The organism is Marinifaba aquimaris (assembly GCF_013328345.1).
Classification (GTDB): domain Bacteria; phylum Pseudomonadota; class Gammaproteobacteria; order Enterobacterales; family Alteromonadaceae; genus Marinifaba; species Marinifaba aquimaris.
Genome location: NZ_JABULX010000015.1, coordinates 81,972 through 99,538, shown reverse-complemented (window position 1 = coordinate 99,538; position 17,567 = coordinate 81,972). Strand labels below are relative to the sequence as shown.

Annotated in this window: 22 protein-coding genes; all 22 read left to right on the top strand. The window is 37.5% G+C overall.

Annotated features, from left to right (window positions below; translation table 11 throughout):
* The first annotated feature begins 476 nt into the window (after positions 1-476).
* The 22 genes from HR060_RS11090 (at position 477) to HR060_RS10985 (ending at position 17,567) form a co-directional block, all read left to right on the top strand.
* On the top strand, positions 477-782 hold the full coding sequence (locus HR060_RS11090) for a helix-turn-helix domain-containing protein (RefSeq protein WP_174200361.1): 306 nt from the start codon (positions 477-479) through the stop codon (positions 780-782).
* 37 nt (positions 783-819) lie between these two features.
* Positions 820-1,203 carry a hypothetical protein gene (locus HR060_RS11085; protein ID WP_174200360.1) on the top strand — a complete coding sequence of 128 codons (384 nt, stop codon included), beginning with the start codon at positions 820-822 and terminating at the stop codon, positions 1,201-1,203.
* Positions 1,204-1,442: 239 nt separating this feature from the next.
* Positions 1,443-2,276, top strand: a complete 834-nt coding sequence (locus HR060_RS11080) for a transposase (protein WP_174200359.1) — start codon at positions 1,443-1,445, stop codon at positions 2,274-2,276.
* Positions 2,277-2,396: 120 nt separating this feature from the next.
* Entirely contained in the window at positions 2,397-2,975 is a 579-nt protein-coding gene (locus tag HR060_RS11075) for a tetratricopeptide repeat protein (RefSeq protein ID WP_174200358.1), read from the top strand.
* Between the two features lie 5 nt (positions 2,976-2,980).
* Positions 2,981-3,310, top strand: coding sequence for a hypothetical protein (locus tag HR060_RS11070; protein ID WP_174200357.1), 330 nt, complete (start codon positions 2,981-2,983; stop codon positions 3,308-3,310).
* 182 nt (positions 3,311-3,492) lie between these two features.
* Positions 3,493-4,605 (top strand): tetratricopeptide repeat protein, encoded by a 1,113-nt coding sequence (locus tag HR060_RS11065; protein WP_174200356.1) that lies wholly within the window; start codon positions 3,493-3,495, stop codon positions 4,603-4,605.
* A gap of 3 nt (positions 4,606-4,608) precedes the next feature.
* Positions 4,609-4,872, top strand: coding sequence for a flagellar biosynthetic protein FliQ (locus tag HR060_RS11060; RefSeq protein ID WP_174200355.1), 264 nt, complete (start codon positions 4,609-4,611; stop codon positions 4,870-4,872).
* Positions 4,872-5,609 carry a flagellar biosynthetic protein FliR gene (locus tag HR060_RS11055; RefSeq protein ID WP_174200354.1) on the top strand — a complete coding sequence of 246 codons (738 nt, stop codon included), beginning with the start codon at positions 4,872-4,874 and terminating at the stop codon, positions 5,607-5,609. The genes HR060_RS11060 and HR060_RS11055 overlap by 1 nt, the downstream gene beginning before the upstream one ends.
* Positions 5,609-6,673 (top strand): EscU/YscU/HrcU family type III secretion system export apparatus switch protein, encoded by a 1,065-nt coding sequence (locus HR060_RS11050; RefSeq protein ID WP_174200353.1) that lies wholly within the window; start codon positions 5,609-5,611, stop codon positions 6,671-6,673. Before HR060_RS11055 ends, HR060_RS11050 begins: the two co-directional genes overlap by 1 nt.
* Positions 6,673-8,766, top strand: coding sequence for a flagellar biosynthesis protein FlhA (locus tag HR060_RS11045; protein ID WP_174200352.1), 2,094 nt, complete (start codon positions 6,673-6,675; stop codon positions 8,764-8,766). Before HR060_RS11050 ends, HR060_RS11045 begins: the two co-directional genes overlap by 1 nt.
* A 9-nt stretch (positions 8,767-8,775) precedes the next feature.
* Positions 8,776-9,441 carry a flagellar basal body rod C-terminal domain-containing protein gene (locus tag HR060_RS11040; RefSeq protein ID WP_174200365.1) on the top strand — a complete coding sequence of 222 codons (666 nt, stop codon included), beginning with the start codon at positions 8,776-8,778 and terminating at the stop codon, positions 9,439-9,441.
* 2 nt (positions 9,442-9,443) lie between these two features.
* A complete protein-coding gene (flgG, locus tag HR060_RS11035) occupies positions 9,444-10,232 on the top strand; it encodes a flagellar basal-body rod protein FlgG (RefSeq protein ID WP_174200351.1) in 789 nt (262 codons plus the stop codon).
* A 1-nt stretch (position 10,233) separates the two neighbouring features.
* Positions 10,234-11,148 (top strand): flagella basal body P-ring formation protein FlgA, encoded by a 915-nt coding sequence (locus HR060_RS19755; RefSeq protein WP_174200350.1) that lies wholly within the window; start codon positions 10,234-10,236, stop codon positions 11,146-11,148.
* A gap of 9 nt (positions 11,149-11,157) precedes the next feature.
* The gene (locus HR060_RS11025; RefSeq protein ID WP_174200349.1) at positions 11,158-11,751 is read left to right on the top strand and encodes a flagellar basal body L-ring protein FlgH; all 594 of its coding nucleotides are present in this window, start codon (positions 11,158-11,160) and stop codon (positions 11,749-11,751) included.
* Entirely contained in the window at positions 11,748-12,872 is a 1,125-nt protein-coding gene (locus HR060_RS11020) for a flagellar basal body P-ring protein FlgI (RefSeq protein WP_174200348.1), read from the top strand. Before HR060_RS11025 ends, HR060_RS11020 begins: the two co-directional genes overlap by 4 nt.
* 15 nt (positions 12,873-12,887) lie before the next feature.
* A complete protein-coding gene (locus HR060_RS11015) occupies positions 12,888-13,241 on the top strand; it encodes a hypothetical protein (protein ID WP_174200347.1) in 354 nt (117 codons plus the stop codon).
* A complete protein-coding gene (locus HR060_RS11010; RefSeq protein WP_174200346.1) occupies positions 13,241-13,609 on the top strand; it encodes a flagellar basal body rod protein FlgC in 369 nt (122 codons plus the stop codon). Before HR060_RS11015 ends, HR060_RS11010 begins: the two co-directional genes overlap by 1 nt.
* Positions 13,610-13,611: 2 nt before the next feature.
* Entirely contained in the window at positions 13,612-13,923 is a 312-nt protein-coding gene (fliE, locus tag HR060_RS11005) for a flagellar hook-basal body complex protein FliE (RefSeq protein ID WP_174200345.1), read from the top strand.
* A 19-nt stretch (positions 13,924-13,942) separates the two neighbouring features.
* Positions 13,943-15,289 (top strand): flagellar M-ring protein FliF C-terminal domain-containing protein, encoded by a 1,347-nt coding sequence (locus HR060_RS11000; protein WP_174200344.1) that lies wholly within the window; start codon positions 13,943-13,945, stop codon positions 15,287-15,289.
* 1 nt (position 15,290) lies between these two features.
* Entirely contained in the window at positions 15,291-15,563 is a 273-nt protein-coding gene (locus tag HR060_RS10995) for a hypothetical protein (protein ID WP_174200343.1), read from the top strand.
* On the top strand, positions 15,556-16,272 hold the full coding sequence (locus tag HR060_RS10990; RefSeq protein WP_174200342.1) for a FliH/SctL family protein: 717 nt from the start codon (positions 15,556-15,558) through the stop codon (positions 16,270-16,272). The genes HR060_RS10995 and HR060_RS10990 overlap by 8 nt, the downstream gene beginning before the upstream one ends.
* Positions 16,272-17,567: a FliI/YscN family ATPase gene (locus tag HR060_RS10985; RefSeq protein WP_174200341.1), complete on the top strand. Its 1,296-nt coding sequence runs from the start codon at positions 16,272-16,274 to the stop codon at positions 17,565-17,567. The genes HR060_RS10990 and HR060_RS10985 overlap by 1 nt, the downstream gene beginning before the upstream one ends.

The window sequence follows — 17,567 nt, the reverse complement described above, 5'->3', positions numbered from 1 at the left end:
TGTTTGTTTTGGGTTCAACTTTCAGTTTAGTGCTGAAAGTCAATGCAAGGAGCGAGGCTGTCTTAGAGGATTATCAGATCTTGAATCTTGCATCATTCGGCATAACTTGGTTATGCCGATGCCTTTGGTAATGCTGTTGTGGCGGGTAGAGTGCAAGAGCACAGGAACTCTGGGGTCAGGTCTTTCATTTTGCATGAGATTTGAGATTGGTGAATGAGTCTTGTTGGTTTTATTCGATTGTGCTGGCTTTAAAACTCTGGGGTCAGGTCTTTCATTTTGCATTCGGTTGAGATTGGTGAATGAGTCTTGTTGGTTTTATTGGATTGTGCTGGCTTTTAAACAGCGAGCCGATCCTTTTACACCAGCAAGGCCGATCACCCTTGACCAGTGCCACGCGCCATTGGGTGCCGTGCCAATCATCGCTCATTCCGCTCGGAATGGGCGCAGTTTTTAATCGTAACACGCGCTGATTTTGTTTGGAAAAGTGGCCGATTGGGAGTGGAATATACACTCATCAAGTTTTTTTGGGTGATGAAGCCTTTGCCAAGCGCTTTTTGAAACAAGATGCCAATTTACCGGAAATAAATGAAGTGCCAAAGGTAAAACAAAGTCGTGAGGCTAAGCCATTACCGTTTTATCAAACGCATTACCCAAAACGCAATGATGCAATAGTAAAAGCTTATCAAAGTGGTGGTTATACTCAGCAGAAATTAGCCGATTATTTTGGTGTGCATTATTCGACAATAAGTAGAATAATGCGCGATGCAAAATCAAAGACCTGACCCTATAGGAAAAATAACTACAATCAAGGAGAAAAAAATGAAAATGTTAATAAAACTATTACCTTTAATTTTGTCGGTGATAACTTTTAATAGTTATGCCCTTCATGAAAGCGGACCATTTAAGGTGACTAAAATCAGGTTGGATCAGGCCGGCTTTCAAGTTGCCTTATCGCCAGCACCTACGTTGTGTTACGGGGGCAGTTATCATCGTATGCATGTGGTTGTGAAAAATGATCATCCCAATTTTGATGCAATGTATACTGCATTTTTATCGGCATATAATACGGGTAATACACTGAGTAATATTTGGTACGATAAAAGACAAACCCTTGTTGCAGAAACTTGTGCTGATGGCGCTTATGCTTTATTGGCAATTACAATGATAGAGCTAAGCCAACAAAATTTAGAATTGAATAAATAAAGTTTTGTTACTTTCTAACATCATAAAATATCAGCCTTACCGAGTCGTTCGGTAAGGCTTTTTGCTATTTATTTAAGCTTATTTACTAAAGATTTAACTTTACTTAAATGATAAGGTTGGGCTCGATAATATATCTAAAAAGAAAGCCAATATGTTTGAAGAACTCTGGGGTCAGGCCTTTCATTTTGCATCTGCTGTTTGATGAACCATACTTTAATTTTTAAAGTGAGGGGTCAATAATGGCGAGACCACTTCGAATTGAGTTTGATGGTGCTTTTTATCATGTTACTTCTCGGGGCAATGCTAGGCAGGATATCTATCATTCCCCGAATGATTACTTAAGTTTTCTCGATACCTTAGGTGAGGTTTGCAAGCGCTATCACTGGCAAATACATGCTTATTGTTTAATGACCAATCACTATCATCTGGTTGTTGAAACATTAGAAGGTAATTTGTCATTGGGCATGAGGCAGCTGAATGGTGTTTATACCCAAAGGTTTAATCGCAAACGAGGGCGTGTCGGGCATCTTTTTCAAGGACGGTTTAAAAGTATTTTAGTTGATAGCGATAGTTATTATAAAACCTTGATCCGCTATGTTATTCAAAACCCACTTCGTGCCAATATGGTTAATCATGTCCGTGATTACAATTGGAGTAGTTACCCCGCTATGACAGGTCAGTGCTCATGTCCGCACTGGTTAGTAAAAGATATAGTGCTTCGCCGTTTTGATATAGATATACATCGTTCAATGATGCTTTTTGAAAATTATGTTAATCAGCAGTCGGAAAGTAATTTTTGGCAGTCAGTTACTCATCAAGTTTTTTTGGGTGATGAAGCCTTTTCCAAGCGCTTTTTAAAACAAGCTGCTGATATACCGGAAATAAATGAAGTGCCAAAGGTACAACAAAGACGTGAGGCTAAGCCATTAAAGTTTTATCAAACGCATTACTCAAAACGCAATGATGCAATAATAAAAGCTTATCAAAGTGGTGGTTATACACAGAAGAAAATAGCCGATTATTTTGGTGTGCATTATTCAACAATAAGTAGAATAATACGCGATGCAAAATGAAAGACCTGACCCCAGAGTTCTTAGCTAAGGCTTTTTTAATTGAAGAATCTCAACAATATAGAGTTTTGGTTCCACTAAAATGCTAAAGTAATCGTAAATAACAAGTAAAAATAAAAAAACATGCCAGATAACATTACTGAGTCTTTAGACCAAGCCATTAACTTCATCGAACAAGGAGAGCATAACCAAGCTCTTGAAAACCTACTCAATATTCAATCTACTGAGCCTAACAACGCTAATATTGCTTTTTTATTGGCGAGTATTTATGCAAATCAACAGAATGCAGACGCTGCTAGTAGGCAATTTGAAAAAGCGCTGACTATTTCTCCTAATTTTTACTTGGCGCGCTTTCAATATGGATTTTTCTTAATTTGCCAAGACCATTTAGATAGCGCATTAGTTCAGTTGCAAAACCTAAATACTGCTAGTGACCAGATACCCGATTACTTAAAGGCATTTAATCAAGCTTTAATTTTATTGCTTACAGAAGAAGAAACACAAAAAGCAATTGAATTATTGACTAAAGGAATTGGCTTAAATGATGACAATCGCGCATTAAATCAGGATATGACCCGAGTCATTGAGTTGCTAACAAAAAACACTTATCAAGCAATGGAGGAGTCGTCTAATAAAAACCAATCAGATAATGATACTGGCTTGGGCTTGTCGACATCAGCTTTGCTCAACATTTATAACTAAGCTTTATGATCAATAAAATTAATCGTGGTTCTGATTCACGTTTTTGGCCAACGGATAAAGTAACGTCTGTAAAAAAAACAGCGGCGTCAAGCAAACCAAATAACCAAGATCAACAACCCCTATCTAAACTAGTAGAAATCATTAAGGATTTTGATGAGGGGCAAGATAAAAACCTTTTAAGAAAAAAGGTTATTCATCAGATAATGCATGATGAATTAGGTAGCCGATTGGTTAATACTGCAGAATTTTCAAATTTGTTTCAGCAGGTCGAAAAACAAGCTAAATTGTATGAGGATGTTGTTGATATGTTAATAAATAAGGTCAGAAAAGGCTAAATATAAAAACTTATCTCGTTGAAAATTAAGAAATATTAATAATTGCCTGTTACAACTGTTAAGGTTTTATAAAAATATGTGATTGGGTGTTTCAAAATGTAAATAAATGGGTTAACCTCTCACCATCTTTTATCAATGAGGTGGTTCAAACACGGTTATAGTGTTTGTAGGTGTACATGGATTTGAATGTATTAAAGACATTTTTAAGTAAAGACCCCGATAATAAAGCGTTAATTACTGATTACCTTTCACAATGCTTGAAGCAGAAAAAAACTGAGTACATAACTGAATACGCCCTTTCAGTTGTTAACGATGACTCAGTACCTACTGCAACCCAGCTTCAACTAGTTTGTCATTTTTCGATCGAATCGGGTCAATTAGAACTAGCTCACACCATTGCTAATAAATTAATCACACTACATCCATGTGAGACTGCACATTATTATTTATTGCTCAGTTTGTTTTTACTTGGGCAATATCAAGACGTTATTGATACTTTTGAACTCAATTTACAGGCCAATCCGCACGTTGCAACACTAACACTTGTTGCAAGAGCTTATTATTTAACATTAGACACTACTGCGTGCATAGAAACATTAAAACGATCGAGCGAACAGTCTGATGAATCACTTGGGTTATTGAGTTTAGCTTATTTTGATGCCAGCTTATTTGATGAATCTAAACAAGCAGCAAATGCTGCATACCAACTTAACTCTAATAATTTTGATGCACTTTTGACATTAAGCTCCTTGTGCATATCTGAAGGCCAATACAAACAAGCTCAATCTTATATAAATAGTGCATTAGCCCTAAAACCAAAACAGGGCAGAGCGCTTTCACTAAAAGCACAATTATTGTTTGAATCTCTCGCTTTTGATGAGTGTTATCAAAGTATTTCTCTAGCTTGTCAGTATATGCCTAGCCATATTGGTAGTTGGCACCTAAAAGCTTGGGTTTGTTATTTAACGGGTCGGCAAACTGAATATATTGAAGCCTTTAAGCAAGCCTTTGAGCTTGATGCTGCTTTTGCTGACTCTCAAGCTGGCATGGCGCTTGTTGCGATAGAAAATGAACAAATGTCGTTGGCAAAGCAATATATCGATAAAGCTTTAAAATTAGATAAAAACAGTGCCACAGCTCAATTTGCACATGCAGTCATGCTTGAAAAGAGCGGTGATGCACAACAAGCTCAAACCTTGGTACAGCAAGTTCTTGAACAGGGGCAATTAGCCGGTCGCCCTATTAAATCTGTCATAGCAGAAAAATTAAAATCACTTGTTAGTCAAAATGGGTGATACATGGAAGTTGATTTTGCACTGACATCCTTGGCGAGGATGTTTGAGTTGAGTTTAAAAATTGCTTTACCCCTGCTTATAGCTGCATTAATTAGCGGTATTGTAGTTAGTGTTGTGCAAGTTGTAACTCAAATCCAAGAAATGACATTAACCTTTGTACCAAAAATACTGGTTTGTGTAGCCGTTTTAGCCTTTGCCGGCCATTGGATGCTAAATACATTAGTCGAATACTCTCGCCAATTATTTCTCAGTATTGCGAGTATGTAATGGAAGCAATATTTACCGATAAACTCTTTTTAGTGATGAGTCGTTTAGCACCTGTATTTATAAGCAGCCTAGGACCATTTAGGTATATGCCTAGTTTTGTTCGCGTGGTGATTTTAATTGTTTTTGCAATGGTTTTAACCGTTTCAGGCAATATTCAAATCAACGCTACGATTCCGTTTTATCAACAAATATTCAGTGAGTTGACGTTTGGATTTGGAACCCTATTTGTTTTTGTGATGAGTTTTGGCGCTATTTTATTCTTTGGGCGACTTGTTGATTTACAAATAGGTTTTGGAGCCGCGGGCGTTGTCGATCCTGGTAATAAAAGTCAGGAGCCCCTTCTTGGTATGGCTTATTTAACCCTGATAACACTGATGTTTTTTTTAATGAATCTACATACTGATTTATTTGTATTTTGGCATTACTCACTGAGTGTAATGCCACTAGGGAGTCCTTTAGGCTACCAATGGTTGTCCCAAGCTTTACCCTTTTTAACCAGTATTTTTTTTATAGCCATGGTTATTTTTGCACCTGTTATTTTGGTGCTTTGGTGTGTCGATGTGACAATTGGAGTGCTGTCCAAGTCGATGCCACAAATGAATATTTATTTTGTGGCATTACCTTTTAAAATTTTATTGGGTATAGCGACATTGATGTTAGTGGTTGTACCTGCCAAAGCCCCTATTGAACGCTTGTTTACAATAATGATGTCTCATATCAGTGGGGGCTTATTGTAATGGCCGATCACAAGTCGGAGAAACCGACCCCTCACAAACTAAAACAGGCACGTCAACGTGGGCAAGTTGCTAAATCATTAGACTTTAATTTTCTATTGAGTCTGGTTGTTTTACTCGGTATTTTTTATGTTTTTACTGCCAGTATTGCATCTGCTCTTGCTCGTTTTTCTAAGCAGGTTTTCAGTTTAGCTGATCAATTTTTGTTTACCCAAGATGCCTTGCTTTTGTTGTTCCAAAAGTCATTTTTGGAGTTGGCCGCGATCATATTACCCGTTCTTTTAATTATTGCTCTGTTTAGTGTGTTCTTTACGATTTTACAGACGGGCTTTATTTTCTCTGGTCACAGCCTTAAAGCTGATTTTACAAAGTTAAACCCGGCACAAGGCTTTAAAAAAATTGTATCTAAAAAATCACTATTTGAATTACTCAAATCAACCCTAAAGATTGCTGCTGTTGGTTTGGTTTTCTATTTAATTTTTCCTTCACTTATTGACCGTGCAATGAATCTATATTTGTTGCCTGCACAAGCTTTACCCTTAGGCATGTTTAATGCAATAAGCATGATCATTTTGTGGGTGATAGCAGTAATGCTGCCTATTGTCTTGATTGATTTCGCCTTTTCTCGTTGGGATTTCATGCAGAAAATGATGATGACCAAACAAGAAGTAAAAGATGAGCATAAAAAGCGTGAAGGCTCACCTGAAATAAAGTCAAAGCAGAAGAAGATTCAAAAAGAGTTATTAAAAAAAGCTACTGCGTTATCTAGCGTACCACAGGCAGATGTGGTGTTAGTCAACCCGACTCAAATTGCCATCGCGCTCAGTTATGATCCAGAAGCGATGACGTCACCAAAAATTGTTGCTATGGGTCAAGGTTCGATGGCTTTAAAAATCAAATATACAGCCAAAAAACACCGAGTACCTGTGTTAGTCAAAAAACGCTTAGTACGAAAAATGTTTAAAGAGTTCGCTATTGATAGTCATGTGTCACCTGACTATTACCAACAGCTTGCTCCTATCTATCAATGGTTATTTGACCAGAAAAAGAAAAGGAGAGCTATCTGATGTGGACTTTGTTAAAAGGTAGGAGTGAACTTTTTTTAGTTACCGCTGTAGTTGGCATTTTATTGATGTTATTTGTGCCTGTGCCAGCGGTGATTTTAGATATCCTGTTAATTGCAAATTTTGCCTTTGCATTGATGATTTTATTACTCACATTTTATAGTGAAAAGCCTTTAAGTTTCTCTACTTTCCCGTCTTTATTATTGATTGCGACGCTATTTCGTCTTGGTTTGAATATATCTGCAACTCGGTTGATTTTAAATGATGGCGATGCTGGTGTAGTGATTTCATCTATTGGCTCTTATGTAGTGGGTGGTAATTTTGTTGTTGGCTTAGTGGTATTTTTCATTCTCGTTATTATTCAGTATGTGGTTGTAACAAATGGCGCGCAGCGTGTTGCTGAGGTTGCTGCAAGGTTTACGTTAGACTCAATGCCTGGTAAGCAAATGAGCATTGATGCTGATTTGAATATGGGGATTATAGATGAACAAACGGCTAAAGACCGTCGTAAGGAAATAGAGAAAGAGTCTAATTTTTACGGCGCAATGGATGGTTCGACTAAATTTGTTAAAGGGGATGCAATAGCTGGCATTATCATCATTCTCATCGATATCATTGGCGGTCTAGCCATTGGTGTTGCGCAACTTGGCTTACCCTGGTCAGAAGCACTAGAGAAATATACTTTGCTGACTGTGGGTGACGGTATTGTTACTCAAGTCCCTTCGCTCATTATCGCTACAGCTACGGGTATTATAATCACACGTGCGGCATCAGATTCTAAATTAGGACAAGAAATTTCAAAACAAGCCATGTCATCACCACAAACGCTAACTATTGTTGGTTTGACCTTGGCAGCGGCTATGGCAATACCTGCATTTCCTACTTTCCCCATTTTTATTATGAGTAGTTTTTTTCTTACTCTAGCTTGGTTTAGCTACCGCCAAAATAAATTACCTGATGTGCCCGGGGAAGATAATGACAATTTCGATGAGTCCACTCAGGCACTTCAAAGTGACGTTAAAGATGAAGATATTTTCAAAATTTACCCACTTGAATTACAAGTATCATCAGATGTTGACGATGGAATTAAAGCCAACGGTAATATTCTGTCGGAGAAATTAAAAGCTTTCCGAGCAAAACATTATCAATCGACCGGTTATACCTTGCCTGAATTGACTGTGAAACATGATAACCTGATGCCTGCCCACGAATATAAATTAAAAATGTTCGGAGCGACAATTGCTGCCGGTCAACTCCATTTTGATAAATACCTTGTTATTGATCCTAAAGGCCATTTTGAGGCAATAAAGGGTATTAAAGGTACCGAACCCACTTATCGTCTGCCGGCAATGTGGGTTGAAGAGGGACAGCTTGAAGCCGCAAAAAACGCTAAATATACCGTTGTTGATCCTGAAACAACTTTACTGACACATCTTACAGAAATTATCAAAGCCCATGGCTATGAATTACTAACAAGAGGTGATACTGAAGCGCTGCTTACTCAGCTTAAAACTGATAATGCAAGTTTGATTGATGAATTGATACCTGAAGTTCTAACCTACAGCGAAGTACAAAAAATACTTAAAAATTTACTCAAGGAAAAGGTACCTATTCACAATTTGGACCTGATACTAGAAGTATTACTGGATTATGGGCGTACCAGTAAAGAGATTATCTATTTAACTCAACAATGTAGAGTGCGCTTAAAAAGCCAAATTTGCCAAAACTTGGTTGATCAATCCGGTCAGTTAAACGTAATAACGATAGCGCCTAAACTTGAGCAAACTCTAATTGCCGGGGTTAAAGTTGAGGGCGAAAAGGCGTCTCTTGCTATAGAGCCTAGAGGTCTTGATCATTTGGTTACTCAGCTTACCCAAAAAACCGAGAAATGCTTAATTGAGAAAGTACCGCCTGTGCTGATAACTCACTCGTCTGTAAGGTTTGCCTTAAGTCAAATGATGGAGCGCGTAATTCCACAATTAAACATTTTGTCGGTCGATGAAATTCCAACATTCATCAATGTTAAGGCGCTTTCATCTGTCGATTTACTCGCAATGCCCGAATCTTCACTCACTGATAACAAATCAAGTAAGTAGGAATATTGAATGGATGATATGACACTATTTTTAGAGCCTTTATCTAATAACATCAATCGACTCAACGCCATTAGCCATAATGTTGCCAATATTAATACACCGGGCTATGCAGCACAGCAGTTTTCAGACGTTATTGAGGGTGATCGTAAAATAGCATTGAAAATGTCTGGTTTTTCCATGCGAGAAACGGGTTTACCTTTGAATATTGCGATTGATGGGCGAGCGTTTTTTTTAGTTGAGACAGAGCAAGGCTCTTTGATTACAAAAAACGGCCAGTTTGAAAGAAATACTCATGATGAAGTACTTCATATAAGTGGTGGAAAGCTGCTTTCAGATAGTGGGCCTGTTCAACTTCAACCCGGTGATTTTTCAATTAATTACAAAGGTGAAATTGAGCAGCAAGGCTCCTTCATTGCACAACTAAGTTTGGTTGAGCCTTCGAAAGATGCAGAACTGGTTCCAGCTGGTGATGGATTATACAAACTCACAAAAGGGCAGTTGATACAAACTAATGCGAAAGTTATTCAAGGCGCTATCAATGCATCTAATGTGAATGCAAGTGAAGAAATGGTTAATTTAATTGAATTAAGTAGACACACAGAAAGCCTTCAAAGAGCAGCTAATACCTACCATGAAATGCTGTCAAAAGGTGTAAGTGATTTAGGGAATAGATAATTATGTTTGATGCACTTTACATATCAGAAAGCGGGTTGAGTTCGCAGCAAAAACTGATTGATGTTATATCCAATAACATCGCAAATATGTCGACGGTTGGTTTCAAAAAATCCAACGTCAATTTCGTGGATATCGTTGTTCAATCTGAGCAAGTAAATACACAAAATTCAACCGACCTGATAAATGAAGCGAATAAAACGATCCAAGGAATTGGTGTAAGTGTGGGAAGTGTAAATGTTGACCACTCAGCAGGTACAATCAAACAAACAGGAAACCCCTTAGACTTGGCAGTTAATGGTATTGGTTTTTTTGAAGTCTTACAGGATGATGGAGGTTTGGCTTACTCTCGCTCTGGGCGTTTTCAAGTGGATGCTGATGGATTTATCGCCACTCCGGATGGTTTGAAATTAAATTCAGATATACGTATCCCTCCTGATACAGAGCAACTCAGTATTACAGCTGATGGTGTTGTTTCTGTTTTGGTGCCTGGTGAAGATGGCTTAGTTGAATTAGGTGAAATTGAGCTCGTGCGTTTCAACAGTCCTTCTCAGTTGCAAGCAATTGGTGAAGGTGTTTATCAAGCTACTGATGCCTCCGGTGATCCTACTTATGGTCAACCAGGTGAACTTGGGTTAGGTGATTTAATTCAAGGGGCGACCGAAATGTCTAATGTTTCGATGAACGAAGAAATGGTCAATTTAATGATGGCTCAACGTGGCTATCAGTTAAATGCTCGTATATTACAAGTTTCTGATCAAATGATGGAAACAATTAATAATTTAAGGCGTTAATGTGAAAAGGTTTATCCTGCTGTTGCTAACCCTGAGCTTACCACTTAAAGCAGTAGAGCTGACAATTTACAAGCAAAAACTAAGTTTGTCTTCACCTGTATTTTTAGATGATTTAGGTGAAGTCAAAAGTAATGGTGATCAGTTAACTAAACTAATACAGCAACCATTATTATTTGATGGCAAACGCAATTGGTTTCGTGCTTCAGAATTAGGTGAGACCCTTACAAATCAATTAGGCGTTGCAATTAAGGTGAACTCCGACAGTCTAATAATACTTGAGGTATGCCATCAAGTAGACCATGACGTTGTTCTAAATAAAGTACGTGAAGTACTTTTTGAGAAAAGGCCTGATGTTAACTTGTTGTCGTTAAAAAGAGTCGAAGCAAATAAAAAAATGTGTCTTGATAATCAAGTTACCTTGGTGAGGCCTATTATCGATCGGAACTTGAAGCAACAAAGAATAGCGGTAGAGCTATTAGGTGATGACGATGTACTATCGACAGTCTGGTACCAAATTCGATTTGAGCAAGATATAGCACAAGGAAATAAGGACATATACCAAGGGCAAACAATTGATGAATCTGACATAAATTGGATCAAAGTAGATAGTAAATTAGCAAAAAAATTTTTGTCGAAGGCTGATTTTATAACTAAACAAAACAACACCAAACGTTTTGTCGCGCTAGCAAACACACTTGAAGGTGACAGTTTAGTCCTCAATCAATTTAAACCCTACAAACCCGTAATGGCAGGTCAAAAAGTTAGGGTGACTAGCTCTCATAAAGGCGTTTTTATCCAAACATCAGGAAAAACACTCATAGGTGGCCTAGTTGGTCAAAAAGTTAAGGTTTTGGTTGATGGTGCTAAATCAGCAGTTACTGCAACTGTTGTTTCTGATGGCTTAGTCGAGATCTAAGGAAAGGTAATGAAATTAATATGTGCGTTATTGATGTTTGTTAGCATCATCCATACTGGATGGGCTAATTCCTTATTCAATGAAGATGCTTTCAAATCTTATACTGCCGATAAAAGAGCAAGTGAAGTAGGTGATACTGTCACCATCATGATTATGGAAACGGCCGAAGCTGCATCTAGTGCCGGCAATGGAAGTTCTGGACGCTTTGGCATGTCTTTAGATGCTAAAGCAGGACGCAAAGATAGTGATGACAATTTGAATTGGTCTAGAGATTTTAACGTAGGCGTTGGCTCTGATCAGGAAGGCGATGCAAGTAACCAAAGGAATGGTTTTATTCGTGCTCAATTAACAGCTGTTGTCCTTGAAGTTGACTTGAACCAGAACATCGTCATTCGAGGTAAGCAAAGTATTAAAATTGACGGTGAAGAACAGACCATCGAAATAACAGGTAAAGCAAGAGTCTCGGATATTAGTTCAGATAACACTTTAATTTCGACACGTTTATTTGATGCCCAAATTAAATTTACTGGCCAAGGCGAGGTTAGTGAAGGGAAAGACTCTGGAATTTTTTACAAATTCTTTAAAGGAGTGGGGTTGATATGAACCATTGTTTAACGTTAATGATATTATCATTTCTTATATTTAGCCCCTTATCTTTAGCTGTTAATCAATCTGGAGTTCAAATTAGAGACTTTGCACGTTTTGATGGCGTAAGAAATAATGCTCTTACAGGTTATGGTCTTGTAGTTGGATTATCTGGCACTGGTGATTCAAATCGTTCGCGATCGACAGTGCAGTCAATCCGAAACACTCTACAAAACTTTGGTGTAGTGGTAGATGACAAAGATATTTTCAGCAAGAATGTTGCTGCAGTTTTAATCACATCAGAATTATCCGCATTTGCTCAGCAAGGTGATGTGATCGATGTTCAAGTATCAGCTATGGGAGATGCACGAAGTTTAATGGGGGGGACGCTTTTATTAGCACCTTTGAAAGCTGTAAATGGTTCGATCTACGCGCTAGCACAAGGTCCTCTGGCTGTAGGGGGCTATCAACTAGATAAGTTTGATAGTGCTATCCAAAAAAATCATCCAACCGTTGGAACGGTGCTCGGCGGGGGCACTGTTGAACGCAGTATCAATAATGACTTTTTAGCGGATGATGGTTCTTTATATTTAGTTTTAAATAGCCAAAATTTTGCTACGGCGGCCAAAGTAGAAGCTGCATTAAATAGATCTCTAAGTAACATAGAAGCGACAGCTATTCATGCTAGTAGAATTAAAATCAAACCATTAGATGAAGATGTTTCAATTGTACAATTAATGGCCAAAATTGAAACAATACAAGTAAGACCTGACACTGCCTCACGAGTAGTTGTTAATGAAAAAACAGGTGTCATTGTCTCAGGTGCTGATGTGATGATTGATGATGTTGTCATTTCTTATGGCGCACTTAAACTTTCGGTGAGTACAGATTACCTTGTATCCCAACCAAATAGTTTCTTGTATCGCCCTTCAGATGCTATTAGAACCCAAGTTGTACCTGAAACAAGGTTATCTGATAACACTGAAAATCAGGTTGTATATAGCAATGAGCAGGGCACCAATATCGCCGATTTTGTTACTTCGCTTCAGAAGTTAAATTTATCCACCCGAGATATTATTTCAATATTACAAGCTTTGAAAAAGAGTGGTGGCTTACACGCAGAATTAATTATTCAATAATATTTGGAGAGATAAATGGATAGTATTGATGTTATTGAATTAGCCAATATGAGACTGTCGATGTTAAAGCTTGAACAAAGTGTTCTAGCTAAAAATATTGCAGGAATTGGTACCCCGAAAGAAGTCAATTTTTCGCATGTATTAGCGCAATTGGATAACCTTTCACCTGAAGAAAAAAGCAATTTTGTTCAACAAGTTAACAATGATATTGAATTGTTTGCTGAATTTAAAAGCATTGATGCAAATGAAATTAGTGCTGATGAATTAGTTGCAGAATCGTTAATTGTTTCTGGCAAATATAAGTCTCTTGCTGAAGGCTTAAACCGAAAATTAGACCTATTAAAGACTGCAATTGTAGGTAACCGTTAATGTCTGAAGTTTACGAGATTGCACTACAAGGAATGAAGCTACAAAAAGCTTACCTAGAAGCCGCGAGTAAAAATATTGCTAATGCTAATCAAATTAGCTCTTCGCCTAACGACGTTGCAAAGCCGTTTATGGCTAGTTTGAACAGTCGTAATGAAGTTGAAGTTATCGAACAAGACATTGCAATGAAAGCCATTTATAAGCCCGAACATGCAAAATCTGATGCGCAAGGTTTTATTTATACGCCTGACATCAACATGGTCGAACAAATGCTCATGCTTAATAAAGCTAATCGCCATTACGAGGCCAACATTAAAGCTTTTAATGCCTATAAAGAAATGGGCGCTAAAGCAATTGAGATAGGAAAATAAAAGTGATTATTGATGCAATAGACTTTGGTGTTTCTGCGTTAAAAACTGAGATGCCAACATTGGAACTAAATCAAACTGTACAGCCGGATCAGGATTTTTCTTTGCAGGGTGCAATGAGTAACGCAATTACTGATTTGAATGCCAAATTGATTGAAAGTAATCAATTATTAGAAAAAGTTGCAATGGGCAAAGAAGTAAGTACCCATGAAGTAATGTTAACAATGACCGAAGCCAAACTGTCCTTGCAGTTAGCAGTTGAAGTTAGAAATAAACTACTTGAATCTTATCAAGAAGTTATGCGAATGCAGTTGTAGTTAGGTTAAGGGTCAATCAATGTTAGACAATTTAAGTTCAGCAAAGAAAATTAGCTTGCTCACCGGTATTTTTGTGATCCTGTTTGGATCGCTCTTAGCTGTTTATTGGGTGCTCAACCCAAACTATGTTCAATTAACCCGTACTAGTGACGCAAGCGAATCTGAAACATTAGTCAATGCTCTTATTGAGAAGGGAATTGGATACGAGTTATCAGAACACGGGCAAGCTATTGCAGTGCCAGAATCTGCCTACGAAGAGGCTTTACTCGGCATTTCAAGCGTTAAAGGAAAAGATCATAAGTCTAATGGTTTAGAGTTATATGATACCGTTGAGTATGGCTTGACGGAACATACTCAAAAAGTCACCTATCAACGTGCTATTCAAGGAGAGCTTGAAAGAACACTAAGTCAATTTAGCTTTATTGATTCAGCTCGTGTTCATATTACCCCAGCTGAGAAAAAGCTCTTTAAAACCGAGCAAGACAGAGCAAAAGCGGCGGTTAAATTGATGATAGTTGATAAACATCAAATGACCTACCAACAAGTTATAACTGTTAAGCAACTTATTTCGTCATCAGTTGATCAGTTAGATGAGAAAGATGTATCCGTATTTGATCAGTTTGGCCAATCACTCGGCAATCGGGCATTAGATTCGATTGGGCTTTATTCAAATGTTTCTGCGAACATTGAAAGCACTAAACAGAATAAAATTGAATCAGTTTTATCACTGTATTTTAACAAGCAACAATACAGTGTGACGGTATCCGCTGTTGTGGATAAAACTAAGACGAAAACCATCACTCAAGCCGTTCTACCGGTGAACGGGCAGAGTGGTTTAATGGTGCGTAAAAAAGAAAGTATCAGTGAAAAATCAACCGATGGTGAACAAGATGACCAACAAAGTAATCTAGAAATTGAATATGCCCACACTAAACAAACAAAAGAAGTTATCTATGCGCCAGAGAAACTTCAACGTTTGTCTGTTGCCGTTGCTTTGTTGGCGGATATTGATGATAACCAGCTCAAAGAATTAACTCGATTAATTGGCACTGCTGTTGGAATTGATGAGCAAAGAGGTGATGTGTTAACCGTGAATGTTTTTACTCCATTGGAAAACTTATCCCCCCCCCTTGTAGAAGAAGAAAGTGTTAGCAGTTCTTTTGTACCTAACCCAACAAGCACAGAGATATCTAGAAAAGATGAATTAGGTCTAGAAATAAATCCTATCTGGTATGGCTTAGCATTATTAATTTTTATTACCAGTAACATTCTAATGTTCGCAGTTGGAAAACAAAAACGTTTGTCTGCTCAAGAGAAACAGGCTCTTTTGGTTGAAGTCAATCAAGCAGTGATGGCAAAGAGGTAAAGTGATTGTGAACTGTGATATTGAATTACTTAATCAAAAAATTAGTCAATTAAATTGGTTGGATAAATGTTGGCTTTACTTCAAGTTAGATAAAAAAAGTAAAAAGAATTTGAAGATTTTACTTAATAGCTCAGTAAAAAAATCGACATCTAAAAACCTTGCTTACTCTGAAAAAATAACAGCGGTTATTGAAAAGGTCGAAAAGGATGATAGCGCTTTACCAGCTAAGTTTAAGCAATCTATCTCGCAGTATTTAGAGAAGAATCATGACTGATATGAATAAAATTCAGACTTTTGGCCTCAAGAACTTGCCTGATATGGATTTGAATCAGGAAGTAAATACTTTAGAAAATGTTGCTGAAATTTCACCACTTGAACAAATTAAATCTTTAATGTTGAAGTTAGATACAGATGAAGTTGATTCCCTATTAATGGATACATTTGGTGAGCAATATCGAGCTATTGAAAGTAAAGCTACTGAATTAGGTTACCAAGAAGGCTTTGAACAGGGTAAGAATACTGCTAAAGACCAATATGAAACTGAACACAATGAAATTATTCAGAAGTTGGAAACCGCAAAAACTAATCTTAATAATCTACTTGAAAAGTTATCAGTTAAAGAGCTGTCCCTCAATATTGAGAATGAGCAGGAAGTAATAGCTTTAGTTCATCGAGCGTTAACACTTCTAGGAATCGACTATTTAAATAATAGTGAACGCGTAAAAAACATTTTAGACGAAATTACTCATGAGTATGTAGAAGAGTTAGGTGTAGAGATCTTTTTTAATGAGGCTGACTTTAATATGTTGACTCAGTTAAATATATCGTCTCATCTTCAGGAAGGTTTTGAAATCAAACCGTGCAGCGAAATTAGTTTAGGCAGTTATAAAATTAAGACGGCATCAGGCACCTTAGAATTCTGGTTTAATGAAAATTTTAACAAAATTTCTTCATTGTTATGTTCGGGGAGCAATGAAGTCTGATGCAGAAGTACTTCGATGCTTTAGATAACTTATCGCCTTTTAAAAGGCATGGAAAAGTCATTCAGACCAAAGGTATGGTCATTGAAGCTACATGTCCCGATACATATATCGGTGAGATATGCGAAATTCATCCGAAATTTGGCCGACAAACAGTGATCACTGAAGTGGTAGCCATAAAAGAAAATCGCGTACTTCTCATGCCTTATCAAAAAATTAAAGGAATTTCTCAAGGTAGTTTGGTTAATGCTACTGGAAATATGGCAATGGCTAAAGTAGGCAAAGGCCTACTAGGACGGGTTATTGATGCATTTGGTGAGCCTTTAGACAGCAAAGGTAATATTCAAGGTTATAAAGATTACCCCTTGTATCAGGAACCAATAAATCCAATGTCTAGAAGCCCTATAACTGCACCGATTGATACAGGCATAAAAGCTATTGATAACTTTATTACTTTTGGCCGTGGACAAAGAATTGGCTTGTTTGCTGGAAGTGGTGTTGGGAAAAGTACTTTATTAAGTACGGTCAGTAATAACTTGTCTGAAGATATAAATGTCATTGCATTAATTGGGGAAAGAGGGCGTGAAGTAGAAGAGTTTGTGAATGCTTCTCTTGGCGAAAAGGGGATGGAAAACTCTGTTGTTATAGCTGCCACAGCTGAACAACCGCCCCTAATACGTGCCCACGCAGTTTATAACGCAATGGCTATTGCGGAATATTTCTCAAAACAAGGTAAGAATGTTCTGTTCATTTTAGATTCAATAACTCGCTTTGCGTTGGCACTAAGGGAGATTGGATTGTCAATTGGTGAGCCACCGACTGTTAAAGGTTTTACTCCTTCTGTCTTTTCTGAAATCCCTTCGATTATTGAGCGTTGTGGAATGTTCAAAGGTCGTGGTGCTATTTCTGCAATTTTCAGTGTACTAGTTGAGGGGGATGATTTTAATGACCCTGTCGTAGATTGTGTTAGAGCGATATTAGATGGCCATATTGTTTTGACTAGAGAGTTAGCTGATAGAAACCACTACCCAGCAATTGATGTGCTTAAAAGTGTCAGTCGCTTGTTTAGACAGTTGAATAATCACAGCCATTTAGAAAATGTTGGTAAAGCAAAGTCAGCATTAACAAATTACATTGATAATAAAGAGCTAATTGATATGGGAGCCATGTCAGATACTGATAAATCAGAAGCTATCGTAGAAAAATGGCTTGAGCTTGAAGCGTTCCTGAAGCAAACACCAGACGACTTACTGAGCGTAGACCAAAGTAAGAAAATGCTAATGCAAATGTTCAGTTAA